Annotated in this window: 14 protein-coding genes; 10 read left to right on the forward strand and 4 right to left on the reverse strand. The window is 47.1% G+C overall.

Annotation, left to right across the window (positions count from 1 at the left end; translation table 11 throughout):
- Nucleotides 1-119 precede the first annotated feature (119 nt).
- Nucleotides 120-467 carry a MaoP family protein gene (locus IEW88_RS08635; RefSeq protein WP_053424731.1) on the forward strand — a complete coding sequence of 116 codons (348 nt, stop codon included), beginning with the start codon at nucleotides 120-122 and terminating at the stop codon, nucleotides 465-467.
- Nucleotides 468-538: 71 nt separating this feature from the next.
- Here the strand turns inward: IEW88_RS08635 and IEW88_RS08640 are convergent, their stop codons facing one another.
- Entirely contained in the window at nucleotides 539-2,776 is a 2,238-nt protein-coding gene (locus IEW88_RS08640; protein ID WP_147903709.1) for a putative bifunctional diguanylate cyclase/phosphodiesterase, read from the reverse strand.
- A 54-nt stretch (nucleotides 2,777-2,830) separates the two neighbouring features.
- Nucleotides 2,831-5,602 carry an insulinase family protein gene (locus tag IEW88_RS08645; protein ID WP_147903708.1) on the reverse strand — a complete coding sequence of 924 codons (2,772 nt, stop codon included), beginning with the start codon at nucleotides 5,600-5,602 and terminating at the stop codon, nucleotides 2,831-2,833.
- A gap of 172 nt (nucleotides 5,603-5,774) precedes the next feature.
- Between IEW88_RS08645 and sixA the strand changes: the two genes are divergently transcribed.
- Nucleotides 5,775-6,266, forward strand: a complete 492-nt coding sequence (gene sixA, locus IEW88_RS08650) for a phosphohistidine phosphatase SixA (RefSeq protein WP_053424730.1) — start codon at nucleotides 5,775-5,777, stop codon at nucleotides 6,264-6,266.
- Here sixA and smrB read toward each other — a convergent pair.
- A complete protein-coding gene (smrB, locus tag IEW88_RS08655) occupies nucleotides 6,263-6,799 on the reverse strand; it encodes an endonuclease SmrB (protein WP_147903707.1) in 537 nt (178 codons plus the stop codon). The genes sixA and smrB overlap by 4 nt on opposite strands.
- 35 nt (nucleotides 6,800-6,834) lie before the next feature.
- On the opposite strand from smrB, the gene prmB reads away from it, so the two are divergent.
- The 6 genes from prmB to bamJ all read left to right on the forward strand — a co-directional run bounded on the left by prmB (nucleotide 6,835) and on the right by bamJ (nucleotide 12,368).
- Nucleotides 6,835-7,782, forward strand: coding sequence for a 50S ribosomal protein L3 N(5)-glutamine methyltransferase (prmB, locus tag IEW88_RS08660; RefSeq protein ID WP_147903706.1), 948 nt, complete (start codon nucleotides 6,835-6,837; stop codon nucleotides 7,780-7,782).
- 36 nt (nucleotides 7,783-7,818) lie between these two features.
- On the forward strand, nucleotides 7,819-8,916 hold the full coding sequence (gene aroC, locus IEW88_RS08665) for a chorismate synthase (protein ID WP_147903705.1): 1,098 nt from the start codon (nucleotides 7,819-7,821) through the stop codon (nucleotides 8,914-8,916).
- Between the two features lie 107 nt (nucleotides 8,917-9,023).
- On the forward strand, nucleotides 9,024-10,187 hold the full coding sequence (locus IEW88_RS08670; RefSeq protein WP_147903704.1) for an MFS transporter: 1,164 nt from the start codon (nucleotides 9,024-9,026) through the stop codon (nucleotides 10,185-10,187).
- A gap of 34 nt (nucleotides 10,188-10,221) precedes the next feature.
- The gene (locus IEW88_RS08675; RefSeq protein WP_221411387.1) at nucleotides 10,222-11,379 is read left to right on the forward strand and encodes an ATP-NAD kinase family protein; all 1,158 of its coding nucleotides are present in this window, start codon (nucleotides 10,222-10,224) and stop codon (nucleotides 11,377-11,379) included.
- 2 nt (nucleotides 11,380-11,381) lie between these two features.
- Entirely contained in the window at nucleotides 11,382-11,660 is a 279-nt protein-coding gene (locus IEW88_RS08680) for a YfcL family protein (protein WP_147903703.1), read from the forward strand.
- Nucleotides 11,661-11,747: 87 nt separating this feature from the next.
- On the forward strand, nucleotides 11,748-12,368 hold the full coding sequence (gene bamJ / locus IEW88_RS08685) for a BamJ family beta-barrel-assembly machinery protein (RefSeq protein WP_053424724.1): 621 nt from the start codon (nucleotides 11,748-11,750) through the stop codon (nucleotides 12,366-12,368).
- A 59-nt stretch (nucleotides 12,369-12,427) separates the two neighbouring features.
- On the opposite strand, the gene dsbB is transcribed toward bamJ, so the two are convergent.
- Nucleotides 12,428-12,961 carry a disulfide bond formation protein DsbB gene (gene dsbB, locus IEW88_RS08690; protein WP_147903702.1) on the reverse strand — a complete coding sequence of 178 codons (534 nt, stop codon included), beginning with the start codon at nucleotides 12,959-12,961 and terminating at the stop codon, nucleotides 12,428-12,430.
- Nucleotides 12,962-13,143: 182 nt separating this feature from the next.
- On the opposite strand from dsbB, the gene fadR reads away from it, so the two are divergent.
- Nucleotides 13,144-13,863 carry a fatty acid metabolism transcriptional regulator FadR gene (fadR, locus tag IEW88_RS08695; protein WP_053424722.1) on the forward strand — a complete coding sequence of 240 codons (720 nt, stop codon included), beginning with the start codon at nucleotides 13,144-13,146 and terminating at the stop codon, nucleotides 13,861-13,863.
- A gap of 142 nt (nucleotides 13,864-14,005) precedes the next feature.
- The gene (locus IEW88_RS08700) at nucleotides 14,006-16,252 is read left to right on the forward strand and encodes an aminotransferase class V-fold PLP-dependent enzyme (protein ID WP_147903701.1); all 2,247 of its coding nucleotides are present in this window, start codon (nucleotides 14,006-14,008) and stop codon (nucleotides 16,250-16,252) included.
- The last annotated feature ends 22 nt before the right edge of the window (nucleotides 16,253-16,274 follow it).

Raw genomic sequence — 16,274 nt, forward strand, 5'->3', positions numbered from 1 at the left:
CAAAATCATTTCTTTTGACAAAGCAAAATTTTTGTTTGACGAGTCTGATTTTGTTTACCATACTGCGCACAGTTTGATTCGGATAGCTGTAGATACAACAAAATTAGAGGAAAAAAGTGATGCAGCAAAGTTTTGTCGCTAACCGTCGCTTTTTCGATGACCAGAATTTCCCTAAGGGATTCACCAGGTCCGGGCGCTTTACTCTGGCAGAGGGTAATCTGCTGGAAAAACATGGCAATGCCATGCAGGAACTGGAAGCAGGCTCACGCCAGCCAGTCAATGAAGAAGAACAACGTTTTATCGCTGTTTGCAAAGGTGAACAGGAAGCAACCAGCCAGTATGAAAAGGTCTGGATGAAGTACAAGCAACGTTTGCAGGAAAAACGCAAATTTCATACCGTGTTCGGTAAGAAGCGTATTGCAGATGGTGGTGAAGATTTCTCTTTTGTAGATAACGACGCAGATTAAACCAACAGATGAAAAAGGGGTCAGATCACATTGTTAACAGTTAACAATGTGATCTGACCCCTTTTTTGCTTTTAACCTGGAACTGCAGTCAGTTTGGGTTTTTGTTGTTTCTGTTGTTTTAAGAACAAACCAAAATCATGGGCAGACAACGGCTTACTATAAAAATAGCCTTGAATAATCTCACAGCGCAGCTGCTTCAGCTGTTGTAGCTGCTCTGCTTGCTCCACTCCTTCGGCCACTACGGTCAGGTTCAGGTTGTGAGCAATGGTAACTATAGTGTCCACCATATTGCGGCCACGGGCTGTATTCATATCATCGATAAAGGCTTTATCTATTTTTAAGGTATTGAGCGGAAACTGTTTTAAATAGGCCAAAGACGAGTAGCCTGTGCCAAAGTCATCCATGGCTAAATGAATACCACGAGCCCGAAGTTTCTTCATGGTATCTATCGCCAGAGTGGGCGATTGCATCACTGTGCCTTCGGTGATTTCTAATTCCAGATGATAAGAGGGCAGTTCAGAGCGCTGCAGTATGTCGTCTATCTGCTCACACAAAAAGGGTAACATAAACTGTTTGGCTGATAAGTTGACCGCAACACGGCCATGAAACAGCCCCATATCTATCCAGCGTTTGACGTCTTCGCAGGTTTTTTGCAAAACCACTTCACCAATTTCAAGAATTTGGCCTGTTTCTTCTGCCACAGGAATAAAAGAGGCCGGACTGATTAAGCCTTTTTTCGGTGTGATAAAACGTACCAATGCTTCCATACCCACCAACTGACCTGTGACTATGTCCATTTTGGGCTGATAAAACACGGTGAAATAGTCTTCTTTTAGGCCATGACGGATCAGGTTTTCCACCTGCAATCGTTTCACTGCCAGCTTGTTCATTGAGTCGTTAAAAAACAAATAACGGTTGGCACCTTCATGTTTGGCGTGGTACATGGCCGTGTCAGCATTACGCAGCAGTGCCTGAGGGTCGCTGCCATCTTCCGGATATAACACTATGCCTATACTGCTGGTGATCGCCAGTTCGTGCTGTTCGATAAAAAATGGCAGGTTGATTTGTTTCAGCAGATCTTTGGCCAGGCTGGTGATACTGTGAATATCATTGGTATTTTCCAGCACCACCGCGAACTCATCACCACCCAGGCGATAGAGTTTCGCTTTAAAGCGGGTGAAATGACTTAAGCGTTCGGACAACTTACAGAGCAAGGTATCACCGAGCTCATGGCCGAGTGAATCGTTAATCTTTTTGAAGTTGTCTAAATCGAACACCAACAGCGCGTGTTCAACCTGTTCACGCACCAGTTGGCTTAAGTGGCTGGAAAAACGGGCACGGTTTGGCAAGCCCGTTAAGGTGTCGGTATCGGCCAGACGATTCAGTTCCGCTTCGCGTTTTTTACGTTCGCTGATGTCTGAAACCACACCAACAAACTGCTGCACTTGTCCAAGTTCATCTTTGATCACGTCAAAACTCAGTTCAGCCTGATATAGCTCCCCATTGTGTCTTTTGTCTTCGATTTCACCAGCCCAGTAACCTTGTTCTAATAAAGACTGGCGGATTTCATGTAAAAAGCGGGCAGGGTAGAGGCAAAGCTCAAACACGGTATGCAACACTGACTCCCGACTTTTGCCTGTCATACTGACAAAGGCCGGATTAACTTCTAATAAGGCAAAATTGGTATCACAGACCATTACCGCGTCGGAGATATTGTCCAGGCAGCGGGCAAATAAGCTTAAACGTTCTTCGGTCTCTTTTAATTGCTGAATATTTTTTAAAGTACCAGTCATGCGAATAGCCTGGCCTTGTTCGTTCAACTGCACCACTTTGCCACGGTCGAGTACCCAGATCCATTGGCCGTTGGCGGCTTTTATCCGGTAGCTGGCTTCGAAAATAGGCGTCATACCATGCATATGTTGTTGCAGTGCGCTGGTGACTCTTTCTACATCTTGTGGATGAATTTCAGAGCGATTCGGCGGAAATTGCTGGCTGTCACCTGGTTTCTCTAAGGGCTGATGCCAGGAGCTGGAGCGATACAACTGGCCTGCCTTCATATCCCAGTCCCATAACTCATCGCCGCTGCCCCATAAAGACAAACGTAAACGCTCTTCACTTTGCTCGAGCTTCGACTGATAACGTCGCATCCTTACAATACTCAAGTGAGCCAGCACCAAAGCGACTATCGACAGGACGGAGATCAGCGTCAACATGTAAGGTTGCAACTGCTCCCAACCTGCCGCAACGGCAGGCAGAGGCATGGCTGATATGACAGCAAAGGGCAGCGGTAAAACTGGAGTCAGGCGCACAGTCAGACTTTTTTAATGGATATCAATTCACGGTAACTAATGTTATCCACACTGTCAAAGCCATTCCGACAATAAAGGCAATTTCTCTAATAAATTGAACGGGTTTTGTTCAGTCAAATGACTGTGATCCGGTTTATCTCCTGTCGCCAGGAAAATTGCATCATAGTCTGGTGCCAACAGCTGATAAAAAAATGCGATAAAATCGGTCAGACTGAGTTGTTCCAGTGCTTTTTCGATCTGCTCGTTTAAATCAAACTGGTGATCCCCCTGGCCTATCGCCAGCCACAGCCGTTTTGCTCTGGCACCTAAGCTGCTGTCCCGTTCTTTAATTTGGGTTGCCAGACCTTGTTTCATCTGCACAAATTCATCTTCGTCCAGCTCTTCTAATTCCCACAGGAAGTTTTTATAAAACGCCAAAGTCGCTTTGTATAAATCAGCGCAGGATGCAGTCGGACTCTGAATGTAAAACGCTATACCAGGCAACAGATTCATCGGTACATAACCAGTACCAACTAAATAACCCAGCTGCTGCTCGGTGCGCAGTACATGGAAATACTCAGGAGAGAGTAAGTGATTCGCCAGCATAAAAAGCGCCATATCTTCGGGGCGTTTTTGTCGTGACGGCAGATAGATCACCAGTGCTTGATCACTGTGTTCAACCTGAACCTGAACCCACACCGGACCAATGCCCTCTGTATTAAAACGTTGGCGGGGTAAAGCGTCGCCTTGCTGTTGCCTGGATAGCCACAATTGCAGAGCCTGACTTAACTCTGTTGCATCTTCAGTACGCCAGTTTCCGACCATAAAAGCATCCAGATAGACCTGTTGTAATAACTGCTGGTGAAACAATAGAAAATCGTTGTAACTGAGTTGCTGTAACGCTGCAGCCAGTTGATCAATATCCGGATTTAACGGCTGTAATAAAGACGACAATTGACTAAAAAGTTTAGAGACTGGTTTGTTTTTGCTGTGATTTTGCCAGTGTCTGATCAATTGGCGCTTAATTTCATCAAAACGTTGTTCGTCAAATTGACAGCAGTCCATTTGGGCTAATAAATCTGAGACTAGCTTAATCTGGTTCCCTGCCAAACCACTGCTGTGCACACTGATGCCATTGTGCTGGACATGCAAATGGTAAGTTAAACCTGCGGTAGTGGCGGCATAAAAACTTTCATTGATCTGATCCTGAAATAACTCCAGCCATAACCGGCTGGACGCCATATGAGCCACAGACTGAATACAACGGGGTAAATTCAGCTGGACAAAAATATGACCTTTGGGTGTTTTAAAGTCGGTATCGGCTTTAAACCACAACTTAAAGCCAGACTGCTGTACCAAAAGCTGGGGTTTGGTCATATGTGCAGAGTTTGAGAGTAAGTTCAGCTCTGTCACCAGATAAGGATTGCTCTTTGGCAGATGATTGCCTTCAGGCACCTGAGCTTGTTGATAATGTTCCAGCTGAGAGTGCGTAAGCCGCTGGACACGGTAAGGGGTTTGATACCAGCGCGCTTCACGGTTGGCTTCTATATCGGGTGCAATAAACATCACCCTCATATTGTCGGGACGGAAGTTCTGCAACAGCTCGCGATACAGAGATTCTGGAGGCAGGTCCATGCGGTAGTCCCCATAGACATAATCATCGACCGGATAATGTTGCATATTGACGGATAAATCGCAGGCACCCTGCAGGGCTGTGCTGGGCTCTTGATACAGGTAGCTCCACTGCACTAAACGCTGGCGCTCCAGAAACAAATGCTCTGGAAAGGCGGATTGTCGAAGTAACTGCAGCTGACCAAACATGGCTTCTAAAATCTGATCTTTGGCTAAAACGCCTTGTTCTGTCAGTTCGAAAGATAAAGTGAAATCTTTGTAGTTACTGCCGTCTATACCACCACCAGCACTCAACTGATTGACCCAGCCCTGGTCTTTTAAATAAGCCAATAAAGAACCCGAGCCTTCATCTCCTAATAAATGCGCTAAAAAAGAAATCAGCTTGTATTTGTACAAGGGCTGGATGTCGGGTAAGGCGAAACTGGCGACCAGCCTCTGACTGAATTTATGTGGCGCGATATCCAGTTGTAGCGCCTGATGTTCGGCCAGATACAAAGGCTCGGATAGAGGGGCTTTGGTACTAACATGGTTTGGTAAAGCGTCAAAATACTGGTGTACCAGCTGCTCCAGTTGTTGCAGTGGTAAAGGTGACACCAGACATAAGGTCATACGGCGTGTACCGTAATGGCTATCAAAAAACTGCTGCACCGCTTGTTGCAGGCTTTGCTCCGGTGTATCACACAAGGTCGTTAAGTTACCCACCGAAAATTTGGCAAAAGGGTGGGCTGGATTGACCGTTTCTTTATGCACTTGGTAAATGCGTCTGCTGTCGTCTTTGAGCTTTAATGAAAACTCAGCCTCAATGGCCTGACGTTCTTTTTCTATGTAATCTGCATGAAACAGCGGTGCGCGGAACATGTCGGCGAATCTGTCCAGCGCCTGCTCAAAATAGTCTGTGTCTATATCAAAGAAAAAACTGCTGTGTTCAGTACCAGTCCAGGCATTATGACTACCACCATGATGGTTGATAAAATGCTGATATTCACCGGCATCCGGATAGTTTTCAGTGCCCAAAAACAGCATATGCTCCAGAAAATGTGCTAAGCCCTGACGTTCCGCCGGATCATCAAAGTGCCCAACGTTCACTGTCAGCGCCGCAGCACTTTTTTCTGCATCTTGCTGATGCACCAGAAGAACAGGGAGATCATTCGATAAAGTCAGCGCCAGGTATTGACGTTTATCGTTAGGGCTTTGCATTAACTGGATTTTTTTCAATTTATGCCTCGTGACGGGAACCCTGAAAATACAGAATGCGAGGGTTCATCATAGCGATTAGGAATATAGTAACGCAATTTTATGCTTTATTAGCAGTTACTGTCGGCATTAACTTTCATTATCATAGCGCACTCTTTTCGCGAGCGTCGCGAAGTTGTAACTGGTAGCAACAATGGTTAATTTGGTTATTATGCGGCACGGTGAAGCTGAACCGCAGTACTTGAGCGACAGTGAACGACAGTTAACAGCAGCAGGTCAGGCCGAAGTCAGTGAAATGGCTCAGTGGCTGCATCACCACTATAGTGCATTTGACCGGATTTTCTCCAGCCCTTATCGCAGGACACAGCAAACTGCCGCAGTTTTGCTGCAAAAAGGGCTGTCAGCGCACCCTGTTGAAGTCAATGCAGATCTGGTCCCAGAAGGCAATGCACAACTGGTGGTCGATTTTCTGGATATGTTGTATGCAGAAAACCCACAGACCAAAATTTTATTGGTGTCTCATATGCCGCTGGTCAGTTTTTTGGTTGAAGCTTTTACCCGCAGTGGCCAGACGCCGATTTTTGATACTGCAGGTGTAGCCTGCATTGATTACCACCAGCACAGGGGCATACTGCTGGAATATGCCTGCCCAAGTATGCTTCGTTTGGTAAAATCGGTCTCTTAAGTCGGAGTTCTAAGTAACACCAGTAACGCACCATCCCGGCCCCATTCGGTGGGGGCCGTATGAAAAGCCCGCACATTCGGATGTTGTACCAGCCAGTTTGGTACTCTTTTGGCTAGTATGCCCAGCCCTTTACCATGGACCACACAAGCGCAGTTAAAGTGCTGTTGCTCGCAGTACGCCAGTAAAGCTGCCAGTTCAGTTTTGGCCTGTTGTTGGGTTAAACCATGTAAGTCCAAGACCACAGCGGGGCGAAATTCACCGCGTTTTAATTGTCTGGCTAAGGTCGGGTCATCACCTGTTTGCACAAAAGCCAGAGTTTGACTGTCGCTGAAAAAACCTTCGTACTGGTCTGAAAAGTAAAACAAATGGCTATCTGGACTGCTATTTGTTAAAGTAGCGGCCATTCTGACCTTGCCGGGCTGACGGGCAAAAGGTATCTTGTCCTGCTGCAAGGGGCGTGCGCCTGTTACCGAGTCCCGGAACAGCTGTTTTTCTTCATCAGGAAGATTTGAAACTGGTGTTTTTTTTCGCATGCCCGAAGTCTAACCAATCACTAGAGTAAAACACAATGACAGAGCATCAAAGCAGCCATCTGACTGCGGAAATTATCGACGAAGCCATCCGCGAGCTGCATTCCATCCACGACTGGTTACGCTGGTCTGTCAGTCAGTTTAATAAAGCCCATATCTATTTTGGTCATGGCACCGACAATCCATGGGATGAAGCTGCCTTGCTGCTGGCTCATAGTCTGGATATAGCCCGCATTAGCGAAAACCTGTTGCCGCTTCGTATCACCAGCACTGAAGCCAAAGTCTTTTGCGATTTGTTACTGCAACGCATCGAACAGCGCATTCCTGCGGCTTATCTGACGCAGCAGGCCTTTTTCTGTGGCTTAAGTTTTTATGTCGATGAGCGGGTGTTAGTGCCACGTTCGCCGATAGGAGAGCTAATCAGTCGCAGCTTCGAGCCCTGGTTTAAAGAACATGAACCAGCTCGTATTTTAGATTTGTGTACAGGGTCTGGCTGTATTGCTATCGCCTGCGCTAAACAGTTTCCAAATGCTGAAGTAGACGCACTGGATATCAGCGAAGATGCGCTGGATGTGGCGATATTTAATATCGAACAGCATGAGCTGGAGTATCAGGTGTTCCCTATGTTGTCTGATGGTTATAACGCCATTAAAGGTCAGACTTACGACTTGATTGTCACCAATCCGCCTTATGTTGATGCAGAGGATATGGCTGACTTACCGGATGAATACCATCACGAGCCGGAATTAGGGTTAGCCTCTGGCCATGACGGTCTGGAGCTGACTCGTCGTATTTTGGCGCAAGCGGTAGAACATTTAAATGACGGTGGCTGGCTGATTTGTGAAGTAGGCAACAGTATGGTTGCACTGCAAGAGCTGTATCCGGATTTGCCATTACAATGGCTGGAATTCGAACGCGGTGGTTTAGGGGTATTTGCCATCAGCAAAGCTGACCTGGTGAAACATCAGCATAGTTTAGAAGCGTAATTCGTCAGAACAGAGAACAAGACTCAGGAGCAGAAGATGTCGGGTAATTCTATAGGCCAACTCTTTAAAGTGACCACCTTTGGTGAAAGCCATGGCCCAGCCATTGGTGGCATAGTGGATGGTTTGCCGCCTGGCTTAAAGCTCGACCTGGAGCAAATTCAGCACGAATTAGACAGACGCAAACCTGGCACCTCACGTTACACCACGGCACGTCGAGAGGATGATATCGTTAAAATTTTATCCGGTGTGTTCGAAGGTTACAGTACGGGAGCATCCATCGGCTTACTGATTGAAAATACTGATCAGCGCTCACAGGACTATTCTGCTATTAAAGACCTGTTCCGCCCTGGTCATGCCGATTACACTTACTGGCATAAATTTGGTATTCGCGATTACCGCGGTGGCGGCCGCTCGTCAGCCCGTGAAACTGCAGTTCGTGTGGCCGCTGGTGCTATTGCCAAGCAGTACTTAAAAGCGAAGTTTGGTATCGAAATTCGTGGTTATCTGGCGCAGCTTGGCCCAATCAAAGCGCAAAAGCTGGATTGGGACCAGGTGGAACAAAATGCTTTTTTCTGCCCTGATGTCGACGTGCTCGAGCAGTTAGATGAGTATATGCGTCAGCTGAAAAAAGACGGTGATTCAGTAGGAGCCCGCATCAATGTGGTGGCCTCCGGTGTGCCTGTGGGTTGGGGAGAGCCTGTGTTCGACCGCATTGATGCCGATATTGCCCATGCCATGATGAGTATTAATGCGGTGAAGGCCGTCGAAATAGGTGATGGTTTTGCCGTAGTTGAACAACGGGGGTCTACCCATCGCGATGAGCTGCGCTTAGCAGGTTTTAGCGCCAACCACGCAGGTGGCACTTTAGGGGGTATTACCTCTGGTCAGGATGTTAACGTCAGTATTGCGTTAAAACCTACATCAAGTATCAGCATTGCAGGTAAAACTATTACCACCAGTGGTGAAGAAACAGAGATGATCACCAAAGGCCGTCACGATCCTTGTGTTGGTATTCGGGCTGTGCCTATAGCCGAAGCTATGCTGGCGATAGTACTGATGGATCATTTCCTGCGGCACAGAGCACAAAATGCTGATGTGGTCGTCACAACACCAGATATTGCAAGGCAGCCTTAATCAAAGGTCTGAGCTTAAGCTCAGACCTGTTTATCGAAGACCTGTTTTTCAATTGTAATTTTGCTCTGCCCTTGTTGAACAAGGTGCAGAGCCAAGGCTCTGACCCGATGAAACTTGCTACCACCCCAGCCCTGGGACTTGCTTACTTTGCCTATTTTGCCGTGTTAGGCATTTTTGTACCTTACCTGCCGATGTTTCTTGATGGCCGCGGTTTTAACTCTCACGATATAGGTTTGTTGCTGGCGATAGTCACCACCAGTCGTATTATTGGCCCGAGCTTGTGGGCTATGGTGGTGGAGCGTAAAGGCGACCCCATCAGCGTCATGCGTTTTGGCGCTGTGCTGGCATCCATTGGCTGGCTCAGCAGTTATGTTGATTTTGGCTATTGGCCTCTGGTGCTGGGGTTGGGGTTGTTCAGTTTATTCTGGACTGCAATTTTACCGCAGCTGGAAGTCAGCGCCTTTCATTATCTGAATAACGACAGTAGTGTCTATGGCCGGGTCCGCAGTTTTGGCAGTGTCGGCTACATCCTGGTCGTGATGCTGGGCGGTTTGTTACTACAACATTTTGGCTCAGAATTTTTACCCTGGGGCGCTACTGTATTTTTGGCTCTGCTGCTGGGAACTCTGTTTTTATTGCCTTCTTTTACCATGAAAAACACCGAAGGGCAGCAGTCGATTCGTTTTCGCACCTTGTTTAAGCATCCGGTGTTTTTACGTTTTATGGCCGCAACTTTTTTAATGCAAATCAGTTTTGCGCCTTTTTATGGTTTCTTTATTTTGTATTGCCGCGATTTAGGTTACAGCGGTGTGACCTCGGGCATGATGATAGCGCTGGCGGTACTGGCGGAAATTATTGCGTTTTTTTATGCAGGAAAAGTGCTTAACCGCTTTAGCTACAGGGGGCTGCTGACCTTTTGTTACGGTCTGACGGTGCTGCGTTGGTTGATTGTGGCTTATCTGGCACAACACTGGCACTGGCTGGCGTTTAGTATGTTATTCCATGCTGCCAGTTTTGCGCTGGCACACAGTTGCGCTATGCAGTTTATTCAAAGCTTTTTTGCCCCGGCGCAGCGTAGTCGTGGCCAGGCCTTGTATGCTGGTGTGGTTTACGGTGGCGGTGGTGCTATAGGGGCTTATTGTGCCGGTATATTGTGGGCTGATGGACCAGGCGCTACTTTAACTTTTGTCAGTGCTGCAGTGGCGGCTTTAGGGGCCACTTTAATGGCCTTTTCTTTGCCAAATACTTTACGCCAGCAGCAAAAGCTCTAGTTCTGGCTGGGCATAGCTTTGCTAAAAGGCTACAATGCGGCGTTTTTTTTACGCTGTAGAGGGTAGTGTGGCCAGTCTGTTTCGTTTAGGTTTAATTATCAATCCTGTAGCTGGAGTAGGTGGTGCTGTTGCGCTTAAAGGTAGCGACGGTGTCGTAGAACAAGCTTTGGCATTAGGGGCTGTGCCGCAGGCGCAACATAAAACCGCCTTGGCGTTAGAGTCGCTGTTGCCTCTGAAAGACCAGCTGCAGATCCTGACGGTTGCCGGTGCTATGGGCGCTGATCTATTGGCCTCTTTAGGTTTTCAGTTTGAGATTTGTTACACCCCTCAGTTCAGTCAAACCACGGCAGAAGATACAGAACAAGCCGCTACTGCTATCTCAGAGCAAGGCGTAGACTTATTGTTATTTGCCGGTGGCGATGGCACAGCCCGCAATATCTGTGCAGCGGTCGGCGAACGAGCGACAGTACTTGGTGTGCCAGCAGGTTGTAAAATTCACTCCGGAGTGTATGCCATTAGCCCCTCTGCTGCTGGTAAAGTCATAGCTCAGCTGGTCAAAGGCGAGTTGGTCACCTTAACCGAAGCTGCAGTGATGGATATAGACGAAACCGCCTTTCGCCAGGGCATAGTGCGCGCCAAACGTTTTGGTGAAATGCGTATCCCGGCTGAGCTTCGATATATTCAAAGTGTAAAAAACGGTGGTAAAGAATCCGAAGAGCTGGTGCTGGATGATTTAGCCGCTTATATAGCAAGCGAAATGGAAGAGAATGTGCGGTATGTGATGGGCTCAGGTTCCACAGTAGCCGCTGTGATGAAAGAACTCGGCCTGCCCAACACCTTATTAGGTGTGGATGTAGTGGAGAATGGTGAGTTGATTGCATCTGACGTTACAGCCACAGAATTACTTGAGCTGGTAAAGGATTATCCCAGCAAGTTGGTGATCACCTTAATAGGTGGCCAGGGTCATGTGTTTGGCCGGGGCAATCAGCAGTTAAGCCCTGCGGTTATTCGCGCAGTAGGGCGCGCTAATATTTGTTTAGTTGCCACTAAAACTAAATTGCAGCAACTTGCCGGCCGGCCTTTATTAGCCGATACCGGTGATGCAAGCCTTGATCAGCAGTTACAAGGGCTTTTGCCTGTACTGGTCGGCTATAATGATTACGTGATGTACAGACTAGGTCTGGAGGAGTAAAAATGCAGGACGTTCAGGCCTATATTCAGCAGGTTGCCCAGTTTTTAGATGCAATGGTGCAAAAAGCCAGTGATGATGAATTATTTGCCGGTGGTTACTTACGTGGCCATTTTGATCTAGCCGTCGGGCGGTTAGAGCTGACGGAGCAACCATTTGAGCAAGCTGAACTTGCAGAGTCAGTGCAGCAAAGTCTGAGCATGGCGATTGCGGGTGGTGAACTGACGGAGCAGGATCAACAGCTGGTGTTAGGTTTATGGCAGCAGCTACAACAACTTTCGTGATCTGATATTGCATCAGATTGAAACTGAAGCCGAATTTGATTTGCGCTTCTACCACGCGCTTTGTGCGCCAAACTACAAGTGAACTTTATGTCTACTAAATTTACCAGCTTAGAGCAACACGCCAGTTATGGCATAGGTCTGCAAATGGGTCAGCAACTTGCTGACAACCCGTTTGACGGTTTAGACATTCTGGCGGTAGCCGCAGGTTTAGCTGCTGCTTTCCAGGGTGATGAGCCAGAAGTCTCTGATGAGCAAATTGGTGCTGCGTTCCAGGTGATCAGCCAGCGTATGCAGCAACAACAGGAACAACAAGCCAAAGCCTTAGCGGGTGCTGGTGAAGCTTTCCTGGCTGAAAATGCAAAAAAACCAGGCGTGACTGTGACTGCTTCAGGTTTACAGTACGAAGTATTAGTGCAAGGTGAAGGCGAAAAGCCAACTAAAGCGTCAACAGTGCGCACGCATTACCACGGCACTTTAATTGACGGTACTGTGTTTGACAGCTCGTACGACCGTGGTCAGCCTGCTGAATTCCCTGTCTCTGGTGTGATCGCTGGTTGGACTGAAGCGCTGCAATTGATGCCTGTTGGCACCAAGTTACGTTTAACTATCCCACATAACCTGGCTTACGGTGAGCGTGGCGCTGGTGGCAAAATTGCTCCATTCAGCACTTTAGTTTTTGATGTAGAACTTTTAGCTATCGTTAGTTAATCGTTTGTTTTTATAAAGAAAAAGGAGCTTGTGAGCTCCTTTTTCTTTAGATGTCGAATTTAGTCGTAAGGATTGTATTTTTTCTTCTTAAACTGGCTGAAGATTAACATCAGTGATAGCAGGGTATAGACGACAAAAATTACTCTTGTCCAAACCGGCATAGAGAAATCCATAAAGCGCCATGCTATATCACCGCACATACCGGTAGGGTTAAAGATTTCCGGAAACCATTTATCTAAAGGCAAACCCAGTGGAAACTCAGGAAACAAACTACAGGTGTATAGACCACCGGACTGCACCAGCTCTTCGACACCTATATGTTCGTGGGTGATCATCACTCCCCAAACCGAACTTGCGCTAAAAGTGAACAAAGCTATCCAGCGTAATAAACCGTTGGTCGGTGATATCAGGGCAACCAGTGCTGCCAGTATCACACCAGTTAATGCCGCTCTGGCATACACACACAACATGCAAGGCTGTAAATTCATCTGATATTGAAAGTACAACGCCAGACCTAACAACACCGTGGCTGACAGCGCTAACACAAGCCATGCCGATCGTTGTTTTGACCATTTTGCCAGACTGGATAACATTCGGATCCCTTTGTTTGATAAAACAAAACTATAAGTCGGTCAATCTAAGGCAAAAACAGTGGAAAGACAACCCACAGTACGCTGAACAGCTATTTTTAATCCATAGCTTGTTAACTGGATTGTCTCTGGTACAATCAGTGCCATTTATCTGACATTATAATAATGACAACGGGTCTCTCCGCATGACTATGAATTTGATTAAAGCGCAAAGCCCAGCTGGTTTTGCTGAAGAATATATTGTTGAATCTATCTGGAATGGCAAATTTGCTCCAGGGTCCATTTTACCAGCTGAGCGTGAATTGTCAGAGCTGATAGGAGTTACCCGCACTACGTTACGTGAAGTGTTACAACGTTTAGCCCGTGATGGCTGGCTGACCATTCAGCACGGCAAACCAACGAAGGTGAATAACTTCTGGGAAACCTCAGGTTTAAATATTCTGGAAACGCTAGCCCGTTTAGATGAAGAGCGGATGCCGGAACTGGTCGATGAGCTGCTGTCTGCCCGTACCAACATCAGCGCTATTTATATTCGTGGTGCTATTAAGACACATAAAGAACAGGTGATTGCGTCTTTTGCCGGTGCTGAAGATTTAGCTGACACAGCCGAAGCTTTTGCGGCTTTTGACTACAACTTAAACCATGAAATGGCGCTGCATTCATCCAATCGTATCTATGTGCTGATTTTAAATGGCTTCCGCGGTTTGTATAACAAAATTGCCCGTTTCTATTTCTCCTCTCCTGAAGCCCGTGAATTAGCCCGTCAGTATTATCACCAGTTAAAGCAATATGCTGAAGCAGGTAAACATGACGAGGTAGTATTTGCAGTACGTAAGTACGGTAAAGAGAGCGGTAAAATTTGGGCAGGTTTACGCTCACAAATTCCAAAAGATTTAATTGAATAAATTCTAAGTTGTAAAAAGCCGCCGTCATGGCGGTTTTTTACTATAAGGCTGATGAAGGCTTTTCAGCAGCCTTGCCACATCAGGTGGTGCTGGTTATCATGTTACTATATATATTATAACCTTTAGTTATATGGTGTAACTGATGCAAAAGCCTGCTGTGCGACCTCAAGAAATTTATCTGGATAATAATGCTACAACTCCTGTGTTGGCTTGTGCAGCGCAAGCCGTGCAACATACGATGCAGCAGTGTTTTGGCAATCCAAGCAGCAGTCACAGTACTGGTATTAAAGCCAAGGTCGAGCTGGAAACCACCAGACAATTGGCTCGTCAGCTCGTTGGCGCAGGTTCCGGCGATATTGTTTTTACTTCAGGGGCGACTGAAGGCATTCAAAGTTCTATTTTCTCCGCTTTGTTGCATGCCCGAATGTCCGGCAAAACGGGCCCAGCTTATACTTTGCTTTATGGTGCGACTGAACACAAAGCTGTGCCTCAGAGCCTGGAACACTGGAATCATGTATTACAGTTAGGCGCCAGGATTAAAGCTATTCCTGTGGATCAACATGGTGTACTGGATTTTGAGTTTATCCGCACTGAACTGCCGAATACGTTGCTGATTTGCACTATGGCAGCGAATAATGAAACCGGTGTAAAGCAGGATTTAGTGGCTTTACAGCAACTTATTCGTAGCGTAGCGCCGCAAGTGCTGTGGATGGTGGATTGCGTGCAGGCGCTTGGCAAAATGCCATTGCAGCTTGAGCACATGACGATAGACTACGCACCTTTTAGTGGCCATAAGCTGTATGCGCCCAAAGGTATTGGCTTTTTATATGTGCGCGAAGGCACGCCTTATCAGCCGCTGCTGGCCGGTGGTGGTCAGGAGAGTGGTTTACGTTCAGGAACGGAAAACTTGCCTGGTATTGCTGCATTAAAAGCGATTTTTCAGCAATTGAAATTAAAAGAGGACTCAGTTTTTCAGTCAGAGCCACAACTTTGGGCTTACCGCGAACAACTGCTATCGGCATTACGTCGTGTGTTTCCTGATTTAGTCCTTAATAGCGACAAACCTTATATAGTACCTACCACCATCAACTTTTCTGTACCGGGTTTTGCCAGCAAAGACATTATGGATTTGTTTGACGCTGCAGGTATTCGGGTCAGCTCGGGTTCGGCTTGTAGCTCTAAAATTCCGACCAGCTTTGTGCTCAACGCTATGGGTTTACCTTTGTGGCGTAGTCAGGGCGCGATTCGTTTATCTTTTGGCCCTGCAATGACTGTGGGGGAGTGTCAGCAGGCTTGTCAGGCTATTTTGGCATTAAAAACTGTAGTGAACTCCTGTTGTCTGGTGTTAAGTGATGCCAGCAGTACAGAGCTGCAGCCAGTGACTGGTTTAGTGCAGTTAAAACATGAAGATTTATGCAGCTATTTACTGGTATCAGCTGACACCTCGGAAGTCATTATTATCGACGCTGTGTTGCCTCTGGCCAGCCGGATTGCTCAGTTGGTGCAGGGACATCAGTTCAAAGTGCGGGCTATTTTAGATACCCATGTACATAAAGATCATCCCTCAGCGCGGCCTGAGCTGGCGACCTTATTAGCTGATTTACTGGATAAGGTACCGACCGATGTGCTGGGTTGGCCTCTAGCCGCACCGCTGTTACAAATGGGAGCTTATCAGTTGGAAAGTCTGGCTACGCCGGGCCATAGTCCTGAAGCTGTGACTATTGTTGTCACGCAGCACCATCAGCAAAAATTTGCTTTTGTCGGCGATTTTATTTTGCCAGGTGGTACAGGACGATTGGATCTGCCAGGTGGAGACACAAAGGCCTTTCGTCTGAGTTTAAGGGCTTTAGATCAGAAACTTGAATCTCATACCTTGTTATTGTCCAGCCATGATTATGCCCAGCGTTTTTTCACCCGTTGGGATCTGATGCTGCAGGAGCAGCCTGTATTGCAGCAGGTACTACATACCGAAGCTACACCAGAGTTGTGGTTAAGCGATTTACAGCGTCAGACACAATGGTTGCAACAACAGGCCGGGCATTTTTGTGGGGTAGTGGAAGTCTGTGCTTCTGATGCGACCGCTGTGATTGATAAACATCAGATCGCTGCCTTGATACAACAGCACCCCAACTTACAAATCTGGGACGTGCGTGAACCCCATGAACAAGCCGCAGGTGCTTTGTCTGTGTACTTACCTGATTTAGTCTGTAAGGAAGTTCCTTTATCTGCACTGGTGCAGCAGGTTACCGAGCAACAGACTGCTACCCCTCAGCCCTTGTTGCTGGTCTGCCGTTCTGGTAATCGTAGTTTATTGGCAGCAAAAGTGCTGAATAGAGCTGGGTTTGATTTGGTGTTTAATTTAAAGGGTGGAGTCGCGCTATTAGCCTGATTACCCTTCGTATTTGAAGCCG

It is taken from the genome of Rheinheimera tangshanensis (genome assembly GCF_014645135.1).
GTDB classification, from domain to species: Bacteria; Pseudomonadota; Gammaproteobacteria; order Enterobacterales; family Alteromonadaceae; genus Pararheinheimera; species Pararheinheimera tangshanensis.